The 22,429-nt window shown below is 54.0% G+C and carries 20 protein-coding genes; 5 read left to right on the top strand and 15 right to left on the bottom strand.

The window, feature by feature from the left end:
• Positions 1-94 precede the first annotated feature (94 nt).
• The 8 genes from K7H09_RS04230 to K7H09_RS04265 form a co-directional block, all read right to left on the bottom strand.
• Complete coding sequence (locus K7H09_RS04230) at positions 95-913, bottom strand: DUF2189 domain-containing protein (protein ID WP_022522289.1); 819 nt, start codon at positions 911-913, stop codon at positions 95-97.
• Positions 914-1,238: 325 nt separating this feature from the next.
• The gene (locus tag K7H09_RS04235; protein WP_230803731.1) at positions 1,239-1,667 is read right to left on the bottom strand and encodes a universal stress protein; all 429 of its coding nucleotides are present in this window, start codon (positions 1,665-1,667) and stop codon (positions 1,239-1,241) included.
• Positions 1,668-1,678: 11 nt separating this feature from the next.
• Entirely contained in the window at positions 1,679-4,273 is a 2,595-nt protein-coding gene (locus tag K7H09_RS04240; RefSeq protein WP_022522287.1) for a TRAP transporter permease, read from the bottom strand.
• 157 nt (positions 4,274-4,430) lie between these two features.
• Positions 4,431-5,411: a TAXI family TRAP transporter solute-binding subunit gene (locus K7H09_RS04245; RefSeq protein WP_022522286.1), complete on the bottom strand. Its 981-nt coding sequence runs from the start codon at positions 5,409-5,411 to the stop codon at positions 4,431-4,433.
• 324 nt (positions 5,412-5,735) lie between these two features.
• Positions 5,736-7,043, bottom strand: a complete 1,308-nt coding sequence (locus tag K7H09_RS04250) for a TRAP transporter large permease (protein WP_009287381.1) — start codon at positions 7,041-7,043, stop codon at positions 5,736-5,738.
• A complete protein-coding gene (locus K7H09_RS04255; RefSeq protein WP_027958078.1) occupies positions 7,033-7,512 on the bottom strand; it encodes a TRAP transporter small permease in 480 nt (159 codons plus the stop codon). The genes K7H09_RS04250 and K7H09_RS04255 overlap by 11 nt, the downstream gene beginning before the upstream one ends.
• Before the next feature lie 61 nt (positions 7,513-7,573).
• Complete coding sequence (locus K7H09_RS04260) at positions 7,574-8,584, bottom strand: DctP family TRAP transporter solute-binding subunit (protein ID WP_009287382.1); 1,011 nt, start codon at positions 8,582-8,584, stop codon at positions 7,574-7,576.
• A 121-nt stretch (positions 8,585-8,705) separates the two neighbouring features.
• The gene (locus K7H09_RS04265; protein ID WP_039859393.1) at positions 8,706-9,704 is read right to left on the bottom strand and encodes a LacI family DNA-binding transcriptional regulator; all 999 of its coding nucleotides are present in this window, start codon (positions 9,702-9,704) and stop codon (positions 8,706-8,708) included.
• A 258-nt stretch (positions 9,705-9,962) separates the two neighbouring features.
• Here K7H09_RS04265 and K7H09_RS04270 point away from each other — a divergent pair, with 258 nt between their 5' ends.
• From K7H09_RS04270 to K7H09_RS04280, 3 genes are read left to right on the top strand one after another with little or no spacing between them, the layout of a single operon-like run.
• Positions 9,963-11,141 (top strand): Gfo/Idh/MocA family protein, encoded by a 1,179-nt coding sequence (locus K7H09_RS04270; RefSeq protein WP_141440732.1) that lies wholly within the window; start codon positions 9,963-9,965, stop codon positions 11,139-11,141.
• Positions 11,142-11,143: 2 nt separating this feature from the next.
• A complete protein-coding gene (locus tag K7H09_RS04275) occupies positions 11,144-12,220 on the top strand; it encodes a sugar phosphate isomerase/epimerase family protein (RefSeq protein ID WP_141440731.1) in 1,077 nt (358 codons plus the stop codon).
• A gap of 42 nt (positions 12,221-12,262) precedes the next feature.
• Positions 12,263-13,489 carry a nucleoside permease gene (locus K7H09_RS04280; protein ID WP_141440730.1) on the top strand — a complete coding sequence of 409 codons (1,227 nt, stop codon included), beginning with the start codon at positions 12,263-12,265 and terminating at the stop codon, positions 13,487-13,489.
• A gap of 444 nt (positions 13,490-13,933) precedes the next feature.
• On the opposite strand, the gene K7H09_RS04285 is transcribed toward K7H09_RS04280, so the two are convergent.
• The 6 genes from K7H09_RS04285 to K7H09_RS04310 form a co-directional block, all read right to left on the bottom strand.
• Entirely contained in the window at positions 13,934-14,338 is a 405-nt protein-coding gene (locus K7H09_RS04285; RefSeq protein WP_141440729.1) for a hypothetical protein, read from the bottom strand.
• 355 nt (positions 14,339-14,693) lie between these two features.
• Complete coding sequence (locus K7H09_RS04290; protein ID WP_141440728.1) at positions 14,694-15,470, bottom strand: 3-keto-disaccharide hydrolase; 777 nt, start codon at positions 15,468-15,470, stop codon at positions 14,694-14,696.
• A gap of 17 nt (positions 15,471-15,487) precedes the next feature.
• A complete protein-coding gene (locus K7H09_RS04295; RefSeq protein ID WP_141440727.1) occupies positions 15,488-16,147 on the bottom strand; it encodes a gluconate 2-dehydrogenase subunit 3 family protein in 660 nt (219 codons plus the stop codon).
• Positions 16,144-17,832: a GMC oxidoreductase gene (locus tag K7H09_RS04300; RefSeq protein ID WP_141440726.1), complete on the bottom strand. Its 1,689-nt coding sequence runs from the start codon at positions 17,830-17,832 to the stop codon at positions 16,144-16,146. Before K7H09_RS04300 ends, K7H09_RS04295 begins: the two co-directional genes overlap by 4 nt.
• Before the next feature lie 36 nt (positions 17,833-17,868).
• Positions 17,869-18,768 carry a hydroxypyruvate isomerase family protein gene (locus tag K7H09_RS04305; protein WP_230803733.1) on the bottom strand — a complete coding sequence of 300 codons (900 nt, stop codon included), beginning with the start codon at positions 18,766-18,768 and terminating at the stop codon, positions 17,869-17,871.
• Between the two features lie 47 nt (positions 18,769-18,815).
• Positions 18,816-19,703, bottom strand: a complete 888-nt coding sequence (locus tag K7H09_RS04310; protein ID WP_051430479.1) for a sugar phosphate isomerase/epimerase family protein — start codon at positions 19,701-19,703, stop codon at positions 18,816-18,818.
• A 326-nt stretch (positions 19,704-20,029) separates the two neighbouring features.
• Here K7H09_RS04310 and K7H09_RS04315 point away from each other — a divergent pair, with 326 nt between their 5' ends.
• Positions 20,030-20,881, top strand: coding sequence for a DMT family transporter (locus K7H09_RS04315; RefSeq protein WP_022522271.1), 852 nt, complete (start codon positions 20,030-20,032; stop codon positions 20,879-20,881).
• Between the two features lie 117 nt (positions 20,882-20,998).
• The gene (locus tag K7H09_RS04320) at positions 20,999-21,733 is read left to right on the top strand and encodes a ParA family protein (protein ID WP_141440723.1); all 735 of its coding nucleotides are present in this window, start codon (positions 20,999-21,001) and stop codon (positions 21,731-21,733) included.
• 161 nt (positions 21,734-21,894) lie between these two features.
• Here K7H09_RS04320 and K7H09_RS04325 read toward each other — a convergent pair whose 3' ends face one another.
• Positions 21,895-22,428, bottom strand: a complete 534-nt coding sequence (locus tag K7H09_RS04325) for a DUF192 domain-containing protein (protein WP_141440722.1) — start codon at positions 22,426-22,428, stop codon at positions 21,895-21,897.
• Between the last annotated feature and the right edge of the window lies 1 nt (position 22,429).

The raw sequence follows: 22,429 nt of genomic DNA on the forward strand, positions 1-22,429 counted from the left end.
AAGACAGCGTAAAGGTTACGCCATCTCCTTAAGCAGGTCAGGGCAAATACTGTTTTTTTCGTCACTGAAACGTTATTTACTGTTCACACTAGGGTTACGATTTGATTTTCTCGAAGGGTTCAAAGCGCACCAAATCTTCGTAGGCGTGCCAACTGGCATGTCCTAGCACAGGCAAAATAAGTGCAAGACCAATGTAAAACGTCATAACGCCAACCAGAACGCACAGGGTAAGAATCACCGCCCATAACAGCATCACGCGAAAGTTACGCGCGACACAGCGTACGCTAGCTTCTATCCCCTCCATAAAGGTTAGGTCTTGATCCATCAAGGTAGGAATCGCTACAACGCTTATGGCGAAGGCGCCAAAGGCTAAAATCCCGCCTGCAACTGTGCCCACTGCCAACATGCCCAGGCCCTCTGAGGTGGTCAGCAGCGCAGTATAGAGCGACGCGGGACTAGGCACTTCAAAACCGAAAAATAGTGCGAACAGCAGCGTGGCCAAACGAATCCAAGCGAGGAAGAAGATCATCATCATGACGCCCATCATCGCCAGCTGACCAGCATGGGGCTTCCAGCTTCCAAACGCATCACCTAGGTTAGGTACTTGTCCACGTTCCAACGCTCGGCTAATACCATAAGAGCCTACTGCCACCAGCGGGCCAATAAACATAAACCCGGCAATCATGGGCAGCAGCCAGTACCAGTAGCCCATGGTGAAGGCGCCAAGAGTAATGGCAATACTCAACCCCACCCAAAACATGCCATAAGAGAGGCTCACTACCGTTGCCCGACGAAAATCCTCTACGCCAGCAGCCAACCACGCCCTAGGTCGATCCAATCCAACCTTGTTAATAGTGATTTTAACGCTGGGTTGATCCGCATGGTGGTTTGTTTTTGTTGTAGCCGCATTCATGGCATCACTCCTGTTGTTCCTGATATAGACCCTGGATTCAGGATTTACCTCTAAGGCATCAACACTCATTACCCGTTGACGGTATTAACACTAAATTAATGGCTTAACATTATTTGTTAATACCCTCTTAATGTAGCTGACCAACGCTGTTTGGGGTGACGCTTTGAGATGCGCGTACAAAAAATCCACGAAACAGCTGTCAACCGCCAATTAAATTGCTGCGTTAGTAAAAACCGATATAGTCAAGACGCGCGACGGACGGCCATAAAAAACTCCGAGCAACTGCCCGGAGTTTTGGGTTTTCCGTACGTGACGCTCTGAATGTCTAGCGCACAATCATTACCGACATTTTGGCATGGTGCACAACGTGCTCTGCATTGGGGCCGAGCACATAATCGACAAACTTACGCTTATTGTGGGAAGCCATGACGATTAGATCGACGTCCAGTTTCTTACCGGCTTTAATAATGGCCTCCCAAGGTGAGCCATCCACAATGACACTTAGTACCTGAATGTCGTCGGGCACATTCGTCTTGATAAAGTCATGGAGCGCATCGGTGATCGCTGTATGCGCTTTTTTGGAGAAGTCCTTGGGGAAGTAGGAGCCCACCATGGGCATACGATAGTCCGGCAGTACCGTCACCACATGAAGCGAGGCGCCAAAAGTTCGACATAGCGTCAGGGCTGTGGGCAGCGCCTTCGACCAGGAAGACTCCTCGTTCAAATCCACCGGCAACATGATCTTGCTATACATGGCACTCTCCTTCATGCGGTGGCGGCAGCTTGCGTGTTATCGCGACGCCGACGCTGCATCAATACGATCAACCCAAAGACCAAGAAGGCAGGAATCCACATTAGCTCCTTAGTCCAGCGGTCGACGGGGGCCAGAACTTCGATGATTTCTTGATCGAAGTCGAAACCGAGCTCTGCCGCTTGGCTGCCGTAGGTCACCATATCAACGGTTGCCGTGCCATCCTCAATAAATAGCTCCATGCCCAGGTTATTGAGCCGCTCCTGACCTGTTTCGCCTTCAGGTACCGGTAATGTCATGTAAGTGGTCATGGGATCGCCATAATCATCAAGACCCGCAATCTGCAAACGCAAAGTGGAGTCTTCATCCACATCACCCAGCGCTTCGACGAATTGCGCGGGTGGGATGGATTCGTAGGGATCATGAATCATGTCCATCCAGAAACCAGGCCGGAATAGCGTGAACGCAATCAGCAGCAGCACGATAGACTCATACCAGCGGTTGCGCGTAATCATAAAGCCCTGGGTCGCGGCAGCGAAGATCAACATGGCGATGGTCGACACCACAAAGATCAACACCCCCTGAAGGAAGGTCACATCGATGAGTAGCAGATCGGTATTGAAGATAAACAGAAACGGCAGCGCCGCGGTACGAAGGCTGTAATAGAACGCCTGGAAACCGGTTCGAATGGGATCGCCACCGGATACTGCCGCCGCCGCAAAGGAGGCCAGCCCCACCGGTGGGGTAACGTCGGCCATGATGCCGAAGTAGAACACGAACAGGTGTACCGCAATCAATGGTACCAGCAAGCCATTTTGAGCGCCCAGGTTGACGATGACCGGTGCCAGTAGTGCCGATACGACGATGTAGTTTGCTGTCGTAGGCAGCCCCATGCCGAGGATCAAGCTAAGCACAGCGGTAAGCAGCAAGATTAGCATCAAGTTGCCCATAGCCAGCGTTTCCACCACTTCGGCTAGCACCAGACCCACCCCGGTCTGGGAGACGGCACCGACGATGATACCGGCGGTGGCCGTGGCAATGCCGATGCCGATCATGTTGCGGGCACCAGTGACCAGGCCATTCCAAAGATCCATCGCGCCTTCACGCAGATCCGCCCTCATATCGCTGCGTCCGCGAAAGATTGACGTAATGGGGCGCTGGGTCAGAATAATGAAAATCATGAAAACGGTGGCCCAGAAAGCCGACAGTCCTGGCGATAAACGTTCCACCATCAGACACCACACCAGCACAATAACCGGCAGGATGTACTGCAAGCCAACCAGCACCGTCGGTTTGGTCTGGGGCAGTGTAAAGATCGGTTGGTTAGGGTCATCGAGCTCGAGCTCTGGGTAACCGGCCGCCAGTTTGAGCAGGGCGATATAAATGACCGTAAGTCCAACGGCTACCACCCAGGGGGTCGCATCCCCCAGTACCGGCTTGAGCCAGCCAAGGCCGTAATAAACAGCCAGAGCGGTGCCCATCATCAGTAGCAAACCACCGAGAAAGCCAATCACTTTATTGACCAGCGGCTTAGGTGGGTTACTGCTTTGCAGCCCCTTCATGTTGGCCTTGAGGGCCTCAAGGTGAACGATGTAGACCAGCGCAATATAGGAGATCAGCGCGGGAAGGAAGGCATGCTTGATCACCTCGACATAAGAGATGCCCACATACTCGACCATCAAGAAAGCGGCCGCCCCCATTACCGGAGGCATAATCTGTCCATTGACCGATGACGCCACTTCAACAGCGCCCGCCTTTTCCGCGGAAAATCCGACACGTTTCATCATCGGCACCGTGAAAGTACCAGTGGTTACCACATTGGCAATCGAGGAGCCGGAAATCAGACCGGTCATGGCCGAGGCCACCACGGCAGCTTTCGCTGGTCCGCCGCGATAGTGGCCCAATAGTGAGAACGCCACCTTGATAAAGTAATTGCCAGCGCCGGCCTTATCGAGCAGGGCACCGAATAACACAAACAGAAACACGAAGCTGGTTGATACCCCCAGAGCGATACCGAAGACACCCTGCGTAGTCAACCACTGGTGATTAATCAAGCCAAAGAGGCTCACCCCACCATGGGAAAGAATACCCGGCATCCAAGGGCCAGCCAGGCTATAGAGAAGAAAAACCGACGCTACAATCATTAACGGCGGGCCAAGCGCTCGACGCGTCGCCTCGAGCAGCAGCAGTATCCCTGCGATGCCAATAATAACGTCCTGCAGTATCGGTGCGCCGGGGCGCTGGGATAACTGCTCGTAAAACATAAACATGTAAGCGCCACAGAAGGCCGCCGCTGCTGCAAGCACCCAATCCTGAATCGGAACACGGTCGCGCGGGGAGCGCTTGAGTGCCGGATAAGCCATATACGCCAAAAAAAGCGCAAAGGCCAAGTGAATAGAACGCGCCTCAGTGGCACTAAATACACCAAACCCAAGGACGAAGGGCACTGGCGAAGCGATCCACAATTGAAAAAGAGACCACACTGCCGCAATGCTTACCAAAAGCTTTCCGGGCATGCCGGCTGGCTTGCGGGCTCCTGTGTCGCTAGAGGCGACCATATCCTCCAAGTCTACTCCGGCTCCCGAAGGCCTGTTCTTATCGTCTGTCATCTGCCTGCCCCGCTCCGAGTCGATTGACGCATCATTGCCATATCGAAATGCCCTATCAACATTTTAAACGCCCTATCAACATTCTAAACCAAAATGCGCGGCACCCTGAGGTAACCGCGCATTTCTTACTAAGGTAGTATCACCTTAGGCGTCTGGATTACTCAATCCAGCCTTGTTCACGGTAGTAACGCGCTGCCCCATCGTGCAACGGTGCGGAAAGCCCTTCACTCACCATCTCTTCTGGATCAAGATTTTCGAAGGCCGGATGCAGACGCTTGAAACGATCGAAGTTGTCAAAAACCGCCTTGACGGTCTGATAGATCACTTCTTCGTCAGCCTCAGCTGTGGTGACAAAGGTCGCTGCCACGCCGAAGGTTTCGACATCTTCGTCATTGCCGCGATACAAACCACCCGGAATTACCGATGCGGCGTAGTAAGGATATTCATCGACGATGCCTTGAATGTCTTCGTCGTTCAACGGAATCAGACGAGCATCAACGGTGGTGGTGGCTTCCTGGATGGAGCCATTGGGGTGGCCAACCACGTATACCATGGCATCGACGTTATTATCAGCGAGTGCCGCCGCTTGCTCGGCAGCATCAAGCTGAGATGCCAACGAGAAGGTGTCTTCAGTCCAGCCCTTGGCTTCCATCACCACTTCCATGGTGTTGCGCTGGCCCGAACCTGGATTACCAATGTTGACACGCTTGCCTTCCAAGTCATCGAGCGTCTCGATGCCAGAGTCAGCCCGCGCAAGCAGCGTCAACGGCTCACCGTGGACACGGAACACCGCACGCAGCTCTTCGTAGGGCTCGCCTTCGAAATTCCCAGTGCCGTTGTAGGCTTGATACTGAACATCGGATTGAGCGACACCCATGTCCAATTCGCCGGACTTGATGCCATTGATATTGGCGACAGAACCACCGGTGGAAGGTGCATTACACTTAATATCGGCGTCTTCGAGACGATTAACCAAACGACAGATCGACTGACCCACGACGTAGTAAACGCCGGTTTGGCCACCGGTGCCAATGGTGATGAATTGCTCGTCATCCTGTGCCATTGCCGGTGAGGCGAAAGCAGCGGCGGCAAGTAGCGCACCGGAGAAAGCAGTAGTGGAAAATACATGGCGTTTCATGAACACACCTCTTTGTATTGATGTTGTGAGCGTATTTGATGTTACGAGCATCGCACGCTTTGGTCTCACCTGATGAACCGTTCCCTCAGGTGCCCTTGTTCCAAAACGTTTTCAAGACATTCTATTTTCAAGACAAACGGTTACAGGCGACCCATAAGCTGCCTGCTAGCATTACTTTAGCGAAAAAAACCTAATTAGCGAAATGTAATACGCTAAATAATGAATTTCGCTGTCGTCTAATACTCAGTGTAGCGGTCTTCATCGTTTAGGGAACGTTAACTGCTATACCGCCTTTGCATAAGGTACGCAAAAGGGTATGCAAAATTAATCAACGTTATAGCCCAAAACGCGCGGCAGCCATAGCGCGATAGCGGGGAAGATTGCCACTAGCGCTAGCGCACAGCCCATTGCAACGACAAACAGCAGCGCCCATCCGATGGTCTGCTCCAAGCGAATTTTGGCCACTTCGGTGGTCACCATCAAATTCACCGCCACCGGCGGGGTAAATTGGCCAATGGCAATATTCATCGCCAACAGAATCCCAAACCACACCGGGTTCCACTCAAAATGCTGCATCACGGGGATCAAAATCGGCATCATGATCAAATAAATCGAGATCGCATCCAACAGCATCCCAGCGACCAACACTGCTAACATCACCAGGATTAGCAGCAAAACGCCGTTATCGGTCAGGCTAATAATCCATTCCGCCAAGTGGCGGAAGGTGCCCAGCATGGTGCCTGCCCAGGCAAAAATCCCCGCCAGAGCGATAATCAGCATCACCACGCCGGAAATAATCGCCGCCTCACCCAATAGCTCCCATAAATCACGCAGCGACAGCTCGCGGGTTAGAAAAAGACCGACAATCGCACCATAAGCAACGGCTACCACGGCCGCTTCGGTGGGTGTAAACAGCCCTGAACGCAAACCACCCAAAATCAGCACCGGGGCAAACAGCGCCGGTATCGCCTGTTTAAAAGTGGAGCGCACACTTAGCCTTTCAGCCCCCTCTATGGGTGTGCCGCCCTCCCAACCGTAGCGTTTGGAAACGAGCATAGCGGGCACCAGTAGCGCCAGCCCCGCCAGAATACCGGGAAATAAACCTGCTGCGAAAAGTGCGCGTAAATCAACGCCCGGCACCACGATCGAGTAAAGAATCAGCGCCACTGAAGGGGGAATGAGAATCGCCGTCGAAGCAGAGGCGGCAATCAGCGTGGCGGAAAACGGCTTGGGGTAGCCCGCTTTGGTCATACTCGGCAGCATCACCATCGCAACCGCCGCGGCATCAGCAGGGCCTGAGCCACTCATTCCGCCCATAATCATACACACCAGCACCGCCACCAAGGCCAAGCCACCGTGGCGCGGGCCAATCAAAGCCTGGGCAAAACGCACTAAACGCAGCGCTACACCGGAACGTTCAAAAATAAGCCCAGTTAAGATAAACAGCGGAATCGCAATCAAAGGGTACTTGGCAATACTGTTATAGGTATTGGTACCCATCGTTGCGAGCATGTCCGGTGACAAACCCAGCACGATGCCAACGGCCCCGGAGAGCGCCAGCGAAAACGCTACCGGCACCCCCGCTATCAGCAGCCCCGCAAACGCCAGTATCATCCACACATCAGGGCTCATCGGTGAGCCTCCCCGTTAAACGGTCGGCGGTTTGCTGGCATAAGCGCCACACCATGGCCGCAGAAAGCACGGGCAGCCAGACTAAATACCACCACTGAGGCAAGCCAAGCCCTGGTGACAGCGACTCCCACTGATACTCTTGCCAGGCCATCTTGCCGCCATACCAAGTGATCAAACCCAGCACGGTGGCACCGCAAAGCGCTTGAAAAAGGATCAGTGCACGACGGTACTTGAGCGGCAATGCCCGTTCCAAAAAGCCAATACGAATATGGCGGTTACGCCGCAGCGCCACCGAGGCACCGGCAAAGGTCAGCACTACCAACAAAAACACAGAAAACTCTTCGGTAAATGAAAAAGAGCCGCCAGTTAAGTAGCGAGTAATCACATTACCAAGACTAATCAATGAGATAATGATTAATGCCAGCGCGCCCAGCCAACGTTCAGGGCGCGCATCAGGAAAGCCTTTCATGGCAGCCTCACAGCAAAAAACTCCCAGCCTTCAAGGCCGGGAGTTTGAACATCAAAAGTAATTAACGCGCGTCGATAGCGGCTTGTGCGGCCTCTACCACCTCTTCACCAATCCGCGGCGCCCATTTTTCGTAAACGGACTGGGTGGCATCGACAAACGCCTGGTACTGCTCATCGGAAAGCTCGGTTACTGTGACGCCGCGCTCTTGAATCGCCGCAAGCCGCTCGCCCTCTTCTTCACGGGTCATGGCGATTTCCCACTCACCCGCTTCTACCGCGGTTTCGCGCAGCAGGGTTTGCTGCTCTTCGCTCAATGTTTGCCATACCTGCTGATTGACCGCAAAAATCAGTGGGTCATTCATGTAGTTCCAGAGTGTCAAATGCTCCTGGCCGACTTGATCAATGCGCGCGACGTCAAACACAGAGAGTGGGTTTTCCTGGCCATCAACGGCGCCGGTGGTCAGCGCAGGCTGAGCGTCTGTCCAGCTCATTTGGGTGGGGTCGGCGCCCAATGCCGAGAAGGTATCCTGGAACAGCGGCGAGCCAACAACGCGGATTTTCAGGCCGTCCAAGTCGTCTGGTTGGCTAATCGGCCCGCGAGAATTGGAAACCTGGCGGAAACCGTTTTCACCCCAGGCTAACGGGATAACGCCACGAGATTCGATTGCTTCAAAAACCAACTCCCCTGCTTCACCACCGGTAACCGCATCAACGGCGGCTTCATCGGGAATGAAGAACGGTAAAGAGAATAGATTAAGTTCCGGCACCTGGGGCGACCAGTTGATGGTCGAGCCCACAGCGGCATCAATCAACCCGGAGCGCATGGCGGAAAATTCGCGGGTTTGGTCACCGGAAACCAGTTGAGAGTTGGGGTAAACGCGCAGCGTTAACTCGCCGTCGCTACGCTCCTCAACTAGTTCGGCCCACTTCTCAGCCGCCTGCCCCCAGGGGAAAGCGTCAGACAAAACCGTAGAAACCGAGAGTTCGCGTGCTTGTGCAGAAAGGGAGGCGGTCAGCAGAGCCGCACCGGCCAAGCCAGCGGTTAAACGAGCCATTGGGCGTGTCAGCGTCATGGTAGATCCTTTTTTAGCTATTTTTATGATGTGCGTTTAGTGGTGTGCGTGGACAGCAGTTGTGAAGCTTTTCGAGAAAGCCCCACTTATTGTATGCACTTAGGACGCGAAAGGAAGTCGCCTAAGGTCGGCATGTGGCAGTACTGGCCCTTGAGACCAGGGTATAAGGCAACACCAAATTGTCTACTTGCCGCCCTTCCAGCACCTCGATCAACATCGCAACAGCTTCGCGTCCGAAGGCTTCCGCCGGTTGGGCAATCGTCGTCAGCGGCGGGTCGCTGTAAGAAGCAAACGCAATATCATCAAAGCCTGCCACCGAAATATCCTCCGGCACCCGCAGGCCCGCTTCTTTGATACGGCTTATAGCGCCTATGGCCATTTCATCGCTTTCACAAAAAATGGCGGAGGGGCGCTCCGCTAAAGCAATAAGCGTTTCAGCCGCCTGATAACCAGAACGTGGCGTGAAATCGCCAGGACAAAGCAGGCACTCATCTAACGGAATGCCCGCTGCGCTCAACGCATCCTGGTAGCCTTGTTGGCGGTCACGGGTCAAGGGGCTGCGCCGAGGCCCTTTAATCATGCCAATTCGACGATGCCCCAGGGAGATCAAGTGCTCGGTGGCCTCCCGGGCTGCCGCTCGGTTATCGAGTTTGACGGTGGGACAGGGCGCATCGTCCAGCACCTCGCAGGCATTGATCATGGGCAATACCGCCCCAGCAGGAAACGCCTTTTCAGAAAAAGGGTTAAAAGCACGCAGTTGAATCACGCCATCCGCCTGGCGGGTACTGACTAAACTGGCGTATTGGGTTTCCATCGCCTCATTACCAAGCGTATTACACAGCAGAACGCCGTAGCCGCGTTCTTGGGCAGCTTCCTGAATACCGCTGATTACCCGCGCAAAAAAGGTGTTTGCGATCGTGGGTACCAATACCACTAAGTTATAAGTACGTTGAGAGCGAAACTGAACCGCCATCAAATTAGGCTTGTAGCCCGCTTGATCAACGGCCTTCAGCACTTTTTCCCGGGTGGCCGGTGAGACGATATCCGGCGACTTTAACGCGCGTGATACGGTCGCTACCGATACCCCCGCTAACTCGGCGACCTTACGTATATTGGTCATGGCCTCCCTTATCACTAGGTAATCGCCGTAAGCAGATGGTTGCGCGGCATTATTCATATCAGCTTAACGTATCCCAGCGTTAAACTCAGCGCGCGATTTCCCAACCCTTCGCGCGCACCGATAGACCTTTGTCGCATTGACGCTTATAGCGTAAAGCCCTAATTTCAAGCCAAATGTAACCGGTTACATTATCGTCTGTACAAGCGCAGCAAGCGCCACCTGAAAATTCATAAGTTTTATTAAAGCAGGAGCCTTTCTATGCCGCGACCCAATCAACCCCGCATCCGCTTAGGCATGATCGGCGGCGGGCAAGGGGCGTTTATCGGCCAAGTTCACCGCTTAGCTGCTCGCCTCGACGATACCTGCGAGCTGGTATGTGGCGCCTTTAGCCGCTCGGCGGATAACAACCAACTGACTGGCGAAGCGTGCCACCTCCCCGACGAGCGTATTTACGCTGACTGGCAGCAATTACTGGAAGGCGAGCAGCAACTTCCCGCCGAACAACGCATGCAGTTATTGGTGATCGTAACGCCTAATCATCTTCACGTGCCGATCGCGGAAGCGGCCATGCAGGCAGGTTTTCATGTGTTCTGCGAAAAGCCGGCGGCAGTATCGCTCCAAGAAGCTCAGCGCTTAGCAGCAAGCTGGCATGCCAGCGGCTGCCTGTATGGCTTGGCGCATACCTACTTAGGCTACCCCATGGTATGGCAAGCCCGAGAAATGGTGAGCGAGGGCCAAATAGGTAGCATTCGCAAAATTCATGTGGAGTATCCCCAGGGCTGGCTAGGCGAGCGTTTAGAACAGCAGGGTAATAAACAAGCCGCGTGGCGCACCGACCCTTCGCTCGCAGGTATCAGCGGCTGCATGGCCGACATTGGCACCCATGCTTTCGGCCTCGCCGAGTTTATTTCCGGACATCGTGTTAGCGCTCTCTGCGCCTCGCTTGCCAGCCACGCCGATGGCCGCCAATTAGACGATGATGGCGATGTACTGCTGCGCACCGATCAAGGCGCCAGCGGAACCCTCATTGCCAGCCAGATCTGCAGCGGGGAAGAAAACGCACTTAAAATACGTATTTACGGCGACAAAGGGGCGTTGGAGTGGCACCAAATGGAGCCCAACAGCCTGTTCTACCGCCCGCTTCAAGCACCGATGCGCACCCTCCGTGCGGGCATCGACCAACCCGACCTTTTCCCCAGCGCGATGCAGCGCTTGCGCCTACCCGGCGGCCACCCTGAGGGGTATCTGGAAGCACTCGGCAACCTTTACCGCGACTTTGCCCACGCCATTCATCAAGGCAAGCAAGGCGACGTTGAGGGCGTTCCCGGCATGGTCTCCGGGCTACGTGGCATGGCGTTTATCGAGGCCGTCACCACCAGCGCCAAAAGCGAACAGAAATGGACACCACTGCCTGCCACTCAACTAACGGGAGCCTAATCATGCCCAACACCCACAAAGGCATCCGCGGGCCCGCCATTTTCCTGGCCCAGTTTATCGGCGACGAAGCGCCTTTCGATAGCCTCGAAGGAATCGCTCGCTGGGCGGCCGAACAGGGCTATCAAGCCATTCAGCTACCCACTGCAGACAGTCGTTTTATCGACTTGCGCCAGGCCGCTGAAAGCCAAAGTTACTGCGATGAGTTAAACGCCCGCTGCGAAAAAGCCGGCGTTGTGATCAGCGAACTCTCGACCCACTTACAGGGCCAACTGGTCGCCGTGCATCCCGCTTGCGACGACTTATTCGATGACTTCGCCCCCGCTGAACTACACGGCAAGCCCCAAGAGCGTACCGAGTGGGCCATTGAGCAGTTAAAACTGGCTGCCAAAGCTAGCCAACTGCTTGGTTTAACGGCTCACGCGACGTTTTCCGGGGCGCTGCTATGGCCCTTTGTTTATCCCTGGCCCCAACGTCCTGAGGGGCTAGTCGAAGAAGGGTTCAACGAGCTGGCCCGGCGGTGGCGGCCAATTCTGGATGCCTTTGATGAGGCAGGTGTTGATCTGTGCTTTGAGATTCACCCTGGCGAGGATCTTCACGACGGTGCGTCTTTCGAGCGGTTCCTGGCGGCAGTGGACAACCATCCACGGGCGAAAATTCTTTATGACCCCAGTCACTTACTGCTGCAGCAGTTGGATTATCTCGAGTTTATCGACCGCTACCACGAGCGTATCGGCATGTTCCACGTTAAAGACGCTGAATTTAACCCCAATGGCCGCAGCGGCGTTTATGGCGGTTACCAGGGTTGGGTAGAGCGCCCTGGACGCTTCCGTTCATTAGGCGATGGGCAGATCGATTTCAGCGGGATTTTTAGCCGCCTGACGCAGTACGGATTTGATGGCTGGGCGGTGCTTGAGTGGGAGTGCTGTATTAAGGACGCCGCCCAAGGCGCTGCAGAGGGCTCACCTTTTATCGAAGCCCATCTGATTCAACCCGCCGGTCGCGCTTTTGATGATTTTGCCGGTGTCACCACCAGTGTTTCGCGCAACCGTCGAATTCTTGGTCTTCCTTCACACCGTTAATTGACTGTTTTTTTAATCACAACCACAACAAAGGATCACGTCATGGCTATGATACGCACACGACTCAGTATCATGATGTTTTTGCAGTTCTTTATCTGGGGCGGCTGGTTTGTCACCCTGGGCACCTTCCTGGCCAACAACCTCAACGCCAGCGGTGGTCAGATTGGCATGGCGTTCTCCACCCAATCCTGGGGTGCCATTATTGCCCCTTTCATTATTGGCTTGATCGCTGACCGCTATTTCAACGCCGAGCGTATTCTCGCCGTACTCCACTTAGCAGGCGCTGCGTTAATGTACGGCCTGTATGTCGCCAGCGATTTCAGTACGTTTTACCCGTTAGTGTTGATGTATATGATTATCTATATGCCGACACTGGCGCTGGTTAACTCAGTCTCTTTTCGCCAAATGAGCGACCCAGGCCAGGAGTTCGCCAAAATCCGCGTATGGGGAACCATCGGTTGGATTATCGCGGGCTTGGGTATCAGTTACTTATTCGCCTGGGACTCTTCTCAAGGCATCGCCGACGGCATGCTGCGTAACACCTTTTTGATGTGCGCTATCGCATCATTAGCCCTAGGCCTATACAGCTTTAGCCTCCCCGCCACGCCGCCTAAAGCAAACGGCCCGGTTGGCTTAAAAGAAGTACTAGGGCTAGATGCACTGGCCCTGCTAAAAGACCGCAACTACGCCATCTTCTTTATCGCCTCTATTCTGATTTGTATTCCGCTGGCATTTTATTACCAAAACGCCAACCCTTTTCTGGCAGAGATCGGCGTGACCAATCCAACCGGCAAAATGACCCTGGGCCAGGTATCGGAAGTGCTGTTTATGCTGTTGCTACCGGTCTTTATTCATCGCTTTGGTATCAAGAAAACCTTGCTGATCGGTATGCTGGCGTGGGCGCTACGCTATGCGCTGTTTGCGTTCGGTAACGCCGATGAGATGGTGTTTATGCTCTTGATTGGTATTGCACTGCATGGCGTGTGCTACGACTTCTTCTTCGTGACCGGCCAAATCTACACCGATGCCCGCGCAGGGGAGAAGTTTAAAAGCTCTGCCCAGGGCATGATCACGCTGGCCACTTACGGGGTAGGCATGCTAATAGGCTTCTGGGTAGCCGGTCAGATTACCGATCACTTCTCCACCAACGGAGCGCACGACTGGCAAGGCATCTGGATGTTCCCAGCGGCATTTGCTATCGCGGTTCTGGTGTTGTTCTACCTCACCTTTAAAAACGATAAAAGCGTAACGGCTAAGTCTAACGTGTAAGGGTATAGAGCATAAAAACAGTCGGGTGCATTGGCGGTGCCCGGCTTACTAAGCTTTGTACGAAAACTGTCCTAACAGATACAGAGCCAACACAATCAACGCAAGCAAACCCACTACTGCACACAAAGCGCCGTCGGCTCGACTCCTATGCTCATCGAGATATATCACTTTAGAAGCCGAAGGATATTTTCCCAAAGTAACTAGTTTACATATTGGCCAGCCAACCCAGTAACAAATTGTTCTGAAGAATATCTCTGCCAGTATGTAACCTATTCCCCTAAAAAACCCCCTGCCTATCTCTTCAAAAAAGCTGTCCATAAAATCTCTAGTCAGTTGAACGTAACAAGGCTATAGATAAAGCCAGCAGTATTAAAATACAGCTACTTTCGTCGATTCACAAATAATAGCGAAACTCTAAAAACATCGTGATATATACAAAGTACATTACTGATGTCTTCTCGTACTGTTTGAATAAGGAACAACATTCGCGGGATTCACCGAAGGTGGCCCCACTAATGCACGAAGAATGATAAAAGAGAGAACCATCCAAGCACTTATAAGAAAAGGGGTTTCCCATGGTGATTCGGCAAAAAACAAAAGGATCACAATAGGAAAAGATAATGCTCCTCCGACAAGGCCATACTGCCAGTACCCCGACACAACCTTAAACTCAAGGTAGCTGTGGATAAGTAGCATGACCGGAGAGGCGAGCAAGCAAGCGAATAGAACATTTACCCATAATAAAGCGATGATGAAGCCACTTACTGTTGATAAGAAGATAAAAGGAGATATCGCAACCAAACCCAGAATAGGGCACAGCACTGCAGCAATTGATGGGTTTATATTCATTTTTCCTTGCCCTCTCACTCGTTAATTTGGAGCTACTAGCAGCGAGAAAGCAATAGAGCGTTCTGCATTAATGCCGACTCCTCTCCATTGCCTGAACCCCCTTCTCACTAGGATAACAGACAGCGTGAACCGTAGTAGCTTGCAACGATTATGCTGAGAACATCTCATTATTGCACGACGCGCTTACACATAAAAAAAGGGCACTAAACTCATATTTCATCAGCACCAACCATCGAAAAGAAAAACTCAACAACCACCAATTAACGGCAGAACCAGCAACATAAAAGCCCAGTCCGGCGATGCTGTCTAGCATCAGCAGGCTGGGCTTACGCTTAGGGTTCTTATCAACGTCTTGCTATAGCTCCCTCACCCATATGTTTCGAAAGCTAACGTCCGCATCGTGATCCTGCAGGTAAATGGGTGCGCAGCCGTGGGCTTCTTCGTAATTGGGTTCGCCAATCCACTCGGTGGTGCCTTGCACTTCAGCATGGTGCTGAACCACTACACCGTTATGCAGAACGGTGATGTAGGCAGGCGATTCAAGGGCGCCTTCATCATCAAAACGTGGCGCGGTGTAGAGGATGTTATAGCTCTGCCACTCACCGGGCGGGCGGGATGCGTTGACTAACGGAATATGCTGTTTGTAGATAGATGCCGCTTGGCCGTTGGGATAGGTCGGGTTGTCATAGGAGTCCAGCACTTGCACTTCATAACGCTCCTGCAGGAAGACGCCGCTATTGCCACGATCTTGACCCTCCATGCCATCGATATCGGCCGGCGCTCTCCACTCCAAGTAGAGCTGCACGTCGCAGAAATCCTGACGTGTGCGTATTCCTCCCGCGCCGCGATTCACCGTCATCACGTCGTCTTCCACGTGCCACTCGGCTGGCCCGCCCTCTTCGGCTTCCCACGCGCCTAAACCTGTGCCATCGAATAGCACGATCGCATCGGAAGGAACGCCCGTCTCAGGCACCGAAACCAAAGGTGGCACAGGCTCCCACACTTCTGTTTTGGTGGATTGCTGTTCGGGTGTCAGCGACTTATCCGAGCCGCCCTCCTGAGCCGCACTGTCGAATGCCAACAAACTGCCACAAGCCAATAAGCAGAATGCCTGGGTGTATTGATAGTTCATCAATGCTCTCCTTTTCATTATGTGGCCCAAGCAGGCTCGCCGTTATAAGGCGCGCAGCCCTCGTAGCGGCCTGGCACCGCTTCGTAGCGTAAGACTTCAGTCGCGCCAACTTCTGAGGTGAAGAAGCCGAACAACGTTAGCTGCTTCATCATAGTGAAGTAGTGCGGCAGCGCTTCCTCGCTATCCGCGTGCTCCTGGGATGACTGGATTTCCGTCGTTTGATTTTGCGCAGTCTGGGTCTCTGCGGTCAGTTCCTCAGCAGGGGTTGGCTGCTCTCTACGAGCCTGTTGCTGGGCGTGCGCCATCGCTTCGCGATCCAACTCGGTTATGAGCTCTAACCGCTGCTCGCCACTCAGCGCTATAAAATCACGTTCGTAAGCCGCTCGGCTACGCGCCTCAAGCTGCGCTAAACCAAAATAGAACACCTCTCTTTCTGAGGGCGTATAGCAGTCGCTGACGAACAGGGCCATAAACTCCCCGACGCCAGCGTCTTTAGCACCTGGGGTATCGGTTCTCGGCAGAATGGTTTCGGCAAGCTCGTCCAGTCGCTCTACATCACGGCTGCTAAAGGGATGGTCTGACTGGCCAGCATCGCTAAAGGCAAATAGGGATTTGCCTCCAATCATCGCTGTACCGGTCGTCAGGGCGATCATTTTGAGTAATTCGCGACGATTCATGACAGGTTCCCCCGCTTCAGCTCTTCCACCGCATAGTCCACCGCCCGAGCGGTAAGCGCCATATAGGTTAGAGAAGGATTTACACAAGAGGATGACGTCATGCAGGCGCCATCCGTAACAAACACATTGGGCGCATCCCACACCTGGTTGTGGCTATTGAGCACTGAGGTTTTCGGGTCACGGCCCATACGCGCGGTGCCCATCTCATGGATCCCCATGCCTGGCGCGTAATCGCCTACGTCACCTGTGACGTTCTTCACGCCCGCGGCCTCAAGTAAGTCGACCGCATCTTGAACCATGTCCCGACGCATATCGCGCTCGTTTTGCTTGAGTTCAACGTCGATCGACAGCACCGGCAGCCCCCATTTATCGCGAACGCTGTGGTCAAGGGAGATGCGGTTATCGTGATCGGGCAGCATTTCGCCGAAGCCCGTCATACCGATCGTCCAACCGCCTGGCTGGCTAAGTGCTTGCTTTAAATCAGTGCCGATATTGAGCTCTGCAATTTCGCGATCCCAGCCCTCGCGGCTCGCCGCTCCTTGATAACCAAACCCGCGCACGTAGCTTCGCTGCTCATCGCCTACGTTGCGAAAGCGCGGAATGTAAAAGCCCGCAGGACGGCGTCCGAAGTAGTATTTGTCGAGATAGCCTTCCACTTCGCCACTGGCACCGCAGCGGAAGTGGTGATCCATCACGTTGTGACCCAGTTCTCCACTGCTACTGCCCAAGCCCCCTTCCCAGACATCGGTGGCGGAGTTCATCAAAATCCAGGTGGTGTTGAACGTAGACGCATTGAGGAAGATGACATCAGCGGTGTACTCATGGACTTCATGGGTCTCAGCGTCAATCACCTCAACGCCCCGCGCCCGCTGACGGTCTTTGTCGTACAGCACCTGGCTGACAATCGAGAATGGCCGTAACGTTAGATTACCTGTGGCCACCGCCGCGGGAAGCGTGGCGGACTGGGTGCTGAAATAGGCACCATAAGGGCAACCCAGCCAGCATTTATTGCGGTATTGGCAGTTGATGCGATTTTGTTCCGGCTTTGGCTGGGTAATATTGGCGACTCGGCTGTGGATAAGATGGCGCTGCCCACCAAAGGCTTCTTCAATACGCTTGGCAGCATCTTTTTCCACACAGTTAAGCGGTATTGGCGGCAGAAACTCGCCATCGGGAAGAATATCTAACCCTTCCTGGGTGCCTGCAATACCGGCAAAGCGCTCCACATAGTCATACCACGGGGCGATATCTTCATAGCGAATCGGCCAATCAATGGCGATACCTTCACGCTGGTTGGCCTCGAAGTCCATAGGGCTGAGTCGATAGCTTTGCCGCCCCCAAAGCAGTGAGCGCCCCCCTACATGATAGCCGCGAAACCAGTCAAAGCGCTTCTCTTCCACGTAGGGATTGGCCTGCTCATCCGCCCACATGCCCATGGTGGCTTCATTAAGGGGGTAGTCGCGCCTGAGCACGGGGTATTTAGCGATCATCTCCTGGGTCGGCTCATTGCGGTGGGGATAATCCCACGCCTCTTTATTGGCATTGTGGTAATCCTTCACGTGTTCAATGTTGCGCCCACGCTCAAGCAGTAAAACCTTCAAGCCTTTTTCAGTGAGCTCTTTAGCGGCCCAGCCACCGCTAATGCCTGAGCCAACCACGATGGCATCGTAGTGATTATCTGGCATGGTTATCTTCCTTATTGTGTTGTTGTTCGAGTCGAATCACACATCGCAGAGCTGAATAGCTGCCTGGAGTGATTCTATTTTTGCCTGTTGGCTAGTACGGTCAGGGAGAAATTCTTGGGCGATATAGCCCTGAAAGCCGGTATCTCGAATAGCGCGGCAAATCGCGGGGTAGTTAAGCTCTTGGGTGTCGTCTATTTCATGGCGCCCAGGCACCCCGGCAGTATGGTAATGGCCGAAAAAGCGATGGTTTTCACGGATAGTGCGAATGACATCGCCCTCACTAATCTGCATGTGATAGATGTCATAGAGCAGTTTGAAATTGGGCGAATCAAGGCGACGGCAAAGCTCAATGCCCCAAGCCGAGTTATCACAAAGGTAATCGGGGTGGTCGATTTTGCTGTTGAACAGCTCCATCTGCAGCACCACGCCTTTTGCCTCTGCCTGGGCAAGAACCTGCTTCAGCCCCGTTTTGGCATTTTGCAAACCCTGTTCAGGGCTCATACCCCGGGCATTGCCGCTAAAACAAATGAGATTGGTGTAGCCCGCCTGGCTGACCAGATCGATATGCTGAAGGTATCGCTCAATCAGCTCTGAGTGAAAGCGGGTATCGCCCCAGCCATCCTCAAGGCTCAACTCAGCGCCATTACACATGGAAGAGTCGAGCCCATACCGCTGAAGCACAGGCCACTCTTCTGGCCCCACCAGATCAATCGCCGTAATGCCCAGCTCGGTTGAAAGCTGGCAAAGCTCTTCCAGAGACAGAAAATCGAATGTCCAACGAGCGACTGAATGATGGATATTGCCTTTTAGTGCCCGCTGAGAAGGCATATCGTCAGCTAGGGCTCGAGAGCCAAGCTGAGATAGCGCCGCCAGACCAATAGCACCGGTAACGCTGTGGCGCAGCAGGCTACGCCGATCAATAAGGTAGCGCTTCATAAAGCATCCTCGCGTTCGTCATCTAAATGAGATGGCCTAGGCGTGCATTACTCTTCTCGAAGCGCTGTCAGTTTTTCCTGTAAGAAGCTGTTGCCCTCGGTAATCACCGCTTCTGCGTCGAGTGGCATATCGTGTTCGATGATGTACCACTCAACACCAGCGGCCTCGATGGCAGGCAAGATTGCATCCCAATCCAGTACACCTTCCCCGAGTGTGGCGAAACCGCCCTCTTCTTCGGCGGTGCCTTCTGGAGCATTATCTTTGGCGTGAACAGCAAACAGTTGGCCATCAAAACGCGAGACATACTCAACCGGGTCAAACCCGCCACGTGCCACCCAGGCAATATCCAACTCCGCCAGCAGATCAGATCCAGCAGCATCAAACAGATGCTCTAACGCGGTTTTACCGTCATACACTTCCATCTCGAAATCATGGTTGTGGTACGCCAACCGGACACCTTCGGCATCGAGCTCAGCGGCAATATCACCTAGCTCTTCACCCAACGCCTGCCATCCTTGTGCATCACTAGGGCGTGCGTCCTCGGCTAGATAAGGCATTGTTAAAGTGTCGTTACCCACCGCCTGATTAAAAGCCACCGTTTCATCTAAGCGATTGCGCAAATCGTCTAGCTGCACATGACTTGAGATCACTTCAAGCGCGTGCTCTTCTAACAAAGCATTGAGTTCTTCGGCTGTCACTTGCTGGGTGCCCACCGTCTCAATGGCAGAGACTCCCGCCCGATTTACGGCGGCTAACTGCTCCTCCAAATTGCCAAAATCACGCAGCGTATACATTTGAACAGCAATGGGTAATTCTGCTGTGCTGCTTTGTTGAGCTTGAACAACGCCAGGCACACTCAGCACTGACAGCGCCACTGCACTAGCAGCCAGCAGAGCCTGTGAACTCAAACGTTTTGGGCGTAGTGGGGTATCCATATCCACCTCATTGTTGTTGGATTGTTATAGGTTGTGAAAGCGCCGACGCAAAAATGTAATCGGTTACATTTATTTAGAACATCTCAGTTAAATGTGCAAGTCAGCAACTTTTTTCACCGCTTTAAAGGGGACAAAAAGGACTTAACACCCACACAAGTCAGTTAACAACCAATTGTTTATCAACAACATATAGACTATTAAAGAAAAACCTAATACTTTGGTATCAAGCAGTAGCGGCGCTTACCTGCAACTCATTTCACTATTATTTTTGCCGTCTCCCAAGCTGATACAATGGCTATCGTTTCCATCCACCAACGGACATCAACGTGCCACTACGCGACCTGCTGCTCGGCCTCTTTGTTATCGCCATTTGGGCGCTGAATATCATTGTTATCAAGGTCGGTGTAGCGGAGCTACCGCCGCTATTGATGACCACCCTACGTTTTATGCTGGTCGCAGTTCTGCTGGTGCCCTTCTACCCGGTGGCGCGAGTGCAATTGCCGTTTTTGCTACTGTTATCCATCACCTTCGGCAGCCTCCACTTCGCTCTTCTGTTTATTGGTTTGGAGCATGCAGAAGCAGGTACCGGCGCGCTTTTAGTACAGATGGGCACGCCCTTTGCCACATTGCTAGCGGTCATCTTTCTAAAAGAGAAGCTAGGCCCCAAACGGATTGTCGGGCTGCTACTCTCTTTTGCTGGGGTAGTCGTACTGGCCGGTGGGCCAACGCTGCCCTCTCCTTTACCACTGGCGATTCTGTTGTGCAGTGCCATGGGCTGGGCGGTGTCGCAGCTGTTGATCAAGCGTGGCCCGCCCATTGCGCCGATGGCGTTGGCAGGCTGGGTGGCGCTGTTCGCGGTGCCTCAGGTAGGGTTGGGGTCATGGCTATTTGAGAGCGGTCAGTGGCAGGCGATGCAGCAAGCAACTTGGTTAGGCTGGGGGGCGATGATTTACACCGCCGTAATGTCGTCGATTGTCGCTTACGGGATTTGGTATGCGCTTTTACGCCGTCACCCGGTTAATCGCGTGGTACCCATGACGCTACTCGTACCGGTATTGGCAGTCGGCCTAGGCGCGCTGTTAATGGGCGACAGCCTAGGCGTGCATAAACTAGTGGGCGGCGGCTTAGTGGTCGCGGGTATAGCCCTGATTGTGATCAGATTTCGCCGCCGCCGATAAAGGTCATATCGAGGGAAATCAGCGTAGCGACATCGGCAGCAGCGCCGTCATCGAAACGTCACATATCCACTCAGGCCAATCAGTTAGACTGAACAGTCACCAAGCCGGGAGTTCCCTATGCAGATGCTGGCGCTTTACAGTATCAAGGGGGGCGTGGGCAAGACCGCCTCCGCCGTCAACCTCGCCGCCGAAGCGGCACGCGACGGCAGGCGAGTATTGCTGTGGGATCTCGATCCACAGGCCGCCACCACCTTCTACCTGCGCAGCAAACCCAAAGTGCGTGGTGGCATCGACAAACTGGTCAAGGGCAAGGCCGATCTCGACCGGGCGATCCGCGAGACCGACATCGAAGGGCTCGACCTGCTGCCAGCGGCGCTGGGCTCGCGTGACCTGGAAGCGTCGATGGAAACCCGCAAACCCAGCCGACTGCGTAAGATCCTCAAGCCGGTGATGAGCAGTTACGACCTAGTGATACTCGACTGCCCGCCGAGCCTGTCGGCACTCGCCGAGCAGATCTTTTCCAGCGTCGATGCCCTGCTAGTGCCGATGGTACCGACCACCCTGTCGTTGCGCACTCTTGAGCAACTGGACGGTCATCTCGACGCGGTCGACCATGCCTGCCCGATCTGGCCATTCGTGACCCTCGCCGACCGCCGCAAGACCCTGCACCGCGAGGTAATGGAGAGTCTTAGTGAACGCTGGCCGAGGCGCCTTTCGACGACCGTGCCCAACGCCAGTGAGGTCGAGCGCATGGGTATCGAACGCGCTCCGGTCGGGCATTTCGCCCGCAGCAGCCGGGGCGGTCGCGCCTACGCCGCGCTGTGGCGAGAGATCGCGCAGCGTCTGCAATGACCTTCTGAGCTTCGCTCTGCTGTTAATTGGCTTGCAGCAGGCGGAAGAGGTACCGGCGCGCTGTTAAGGGACGACAGCCTAGGCGTGCATAAACGAGTCGGTGGCGGCTTAGTGGTCGAGGGTATAGCCCTGATCGTGGTCAGGTTTCGCCGCCGCCCAGTTTAATCTCCAGGCTGGCAGAAACCGGCTTCTTCAGGAATAGAAACACAGTCCCCTACTTTGATACCGCGCTCGGCAAAGTAGCCGCCATTAACCTCTAACGCTGAATGATAAGCCGCACCTGCAGGATAAGAGGGGCAGTCGCTCGGCGACGAGGATTCGCAGGGTTGCATGGTATTAATCGCCACAATCCGCCCATCGCTATCGATAAAGGCAATATCCAGAGGGATTAGCGTGCGATACATCCAAAAGGCATTGTTGGCCGACTGCTCGTTCTCAAAGCGAAACAGCATGCCACTTTTTTCGGGCAAGCTCTCACGCCCCATTAACCCGCGCTGACGCTGCGTAGCCGTTTCCGCCACTTCAACCTCTAGACGATGTGGGCCGCCCTCGCTGTGAATAGCCAGCGCCAGCGTCTGCATCTTTTGCGCAGATGCCTGCCCCCAAGCAAACGAGCTGAGTAGCGACATCGGCAGCAGTGCCGCCATCGGTAACAGTAAAGACGCCTTAAGCAGCGTGCGACGCGTGGGATCCATG

Origin of the sequence: Halomonas sp. IOP_14 (assembly GCF_021021315.1) — a bacterium.
GTDB lineage: Bacteria > Pseudomonadota > Gammaproteobacteria > Pseudomonadales > Halomonadaceae > Vreelandella > Vreelandella titanicae.

Excerpts from the sequence above, each read along its gene's own strand:
- K7H09_RS04230 (WP_022522289.1), bottom strand. The coding sequence starts at position 913 with ATGAATGCGGCTACAACAAAAACAAACCACCATGCGGATCAACCCAGC.
- K7H09_RS04235 (WP_230803731.1), bottom strand. The coding sequence starts at position 1,667 with ATGTATAGCAAGATCATGTTGCCGGTGGATTTGAACGAGGAGTCTTCC.
- K7H09_RS04240 (WP_022522287.1), bottom strand. The coding sequence starts at position 4,273 with ATGACAGACGATAAGAACAGGCCTTCGGGAGCCGGAGTAGACTTGGAG.
- K7H09_RS04245 (WP_022522286.1), bottom strand. The coding sequence starts at position 5,411 with ATGAAACGCCATGTATTTTCCACTACTGCTTTCTCCGGTGCGCTACTT.
- K7H09_RS04250 (WP_009287381.1), bottom strand. The coding sequence starts at position 7,043 with ATGAGCCCTGATGTGTGGATGATACTGGCGTTTGCGGGGCTGCTGATA.
- K7H09_RS04255 (WP_027958078.1), bottom strand. The coding sequence starts at position 7,512 with ATGAAAGGCTTTCCTGATGCGCGCCCTGAACGTTGGCTGGGCGCGCTG.
- K7H09_RS04260 (WP_009287382.1), bottom strand. The coding sequence starts at position 8,584 with ATGACGCTGACACGCCCAATGGCTCGTTTAACCGCTGGCTTGGCCGGT.
- K7H09_RS04265 (WP_039859393.1), bottom strand. The coding sequence starts at position 9,704 with ATGACCAATATACGTAAGGTCGCCGAGTTAGCGGGGGTATCGGTAGCG.
- K7H09_RS04270 (WP_141440732.1), top strand. The coding sequence starts at position 9,963 with ATGCCGCGACCCAATCAACCCCGCATCCGCTTAGGCATGATCGGCGGC.
- K7H09_RS04275 (WP_141440731.1), top strand. The coding sequence starts at position 11,144 with ATGCCCAACACCCACAAAGGCATCCGCGGGCCCGCCATTTTCCTGGCC.
- K7H09_RS04280 (WP_141440730.1), top strand. The coding sequence starts at position 12,263 with ATGGCTATGATACGCACACGACTCAGTATCATGATGTTTTTGCAGTTC.
- K7H09_RS04285 (WP_141440729.1), bottom strand. The coding sequence starts at position 14,338 with ATGAATATAAACCCATCAATTGCTGCAGTGCTGTGCCCTATTCTGGGT.
- K7H09_RS04290 (WP_141440728.1), bottom strand. The coding sequence starts at position 15,470 with ATGAACTATCAATACACCCAGGCATTCTGCTTATTGGCTTGTGGCAGT.
- K7H09_RS04295 (WP_141440727.1), bottom strand. The coding sequence starts at position 16,147 with ATGAATCGTCGCGAATTACTCAAAATGATCGCCCTGACGACCGGTACA.
- K7H09_RS04300 (WP_141440726.1), bottom strand. The coding sequence starts at position 17,832 with ATGCCAGATAATCACTACGATGCCATCGTGGTTGGCTCAGGCATTAGC.
- K7H09_RS04305 (WP_230803733.1), bottom strand. The coding sequence starts at position 18,768 with ATGAAGCGCTACCTTATTGATCGGCGTAGCCTGCTGCGCCACAGCGTT.
- K7H09_RS04310 (WP_051430479.1), bottom strand. The coding sequence starts at position 19,703 with ATGGATACCCCACTACGCCCAAAACGTTTGAGTTCACAGGCTCTGCTG.
- K7H09_RS04320 (WP_141440723.1), top strand. The coding sequence starts at position 20,999 with ATGCAGATGCTGGCGCTTTACAGTATCAAGGGGGGCGTGGGCAAGACC.
- K7H09_RS04325 (WP_141440722.1), bottom strand. The coding sequence starts at position 22,428 with ATGGATCCCACGCGTCGCACGCTGCTTAAGGCGTCTTTACTGTTACCG.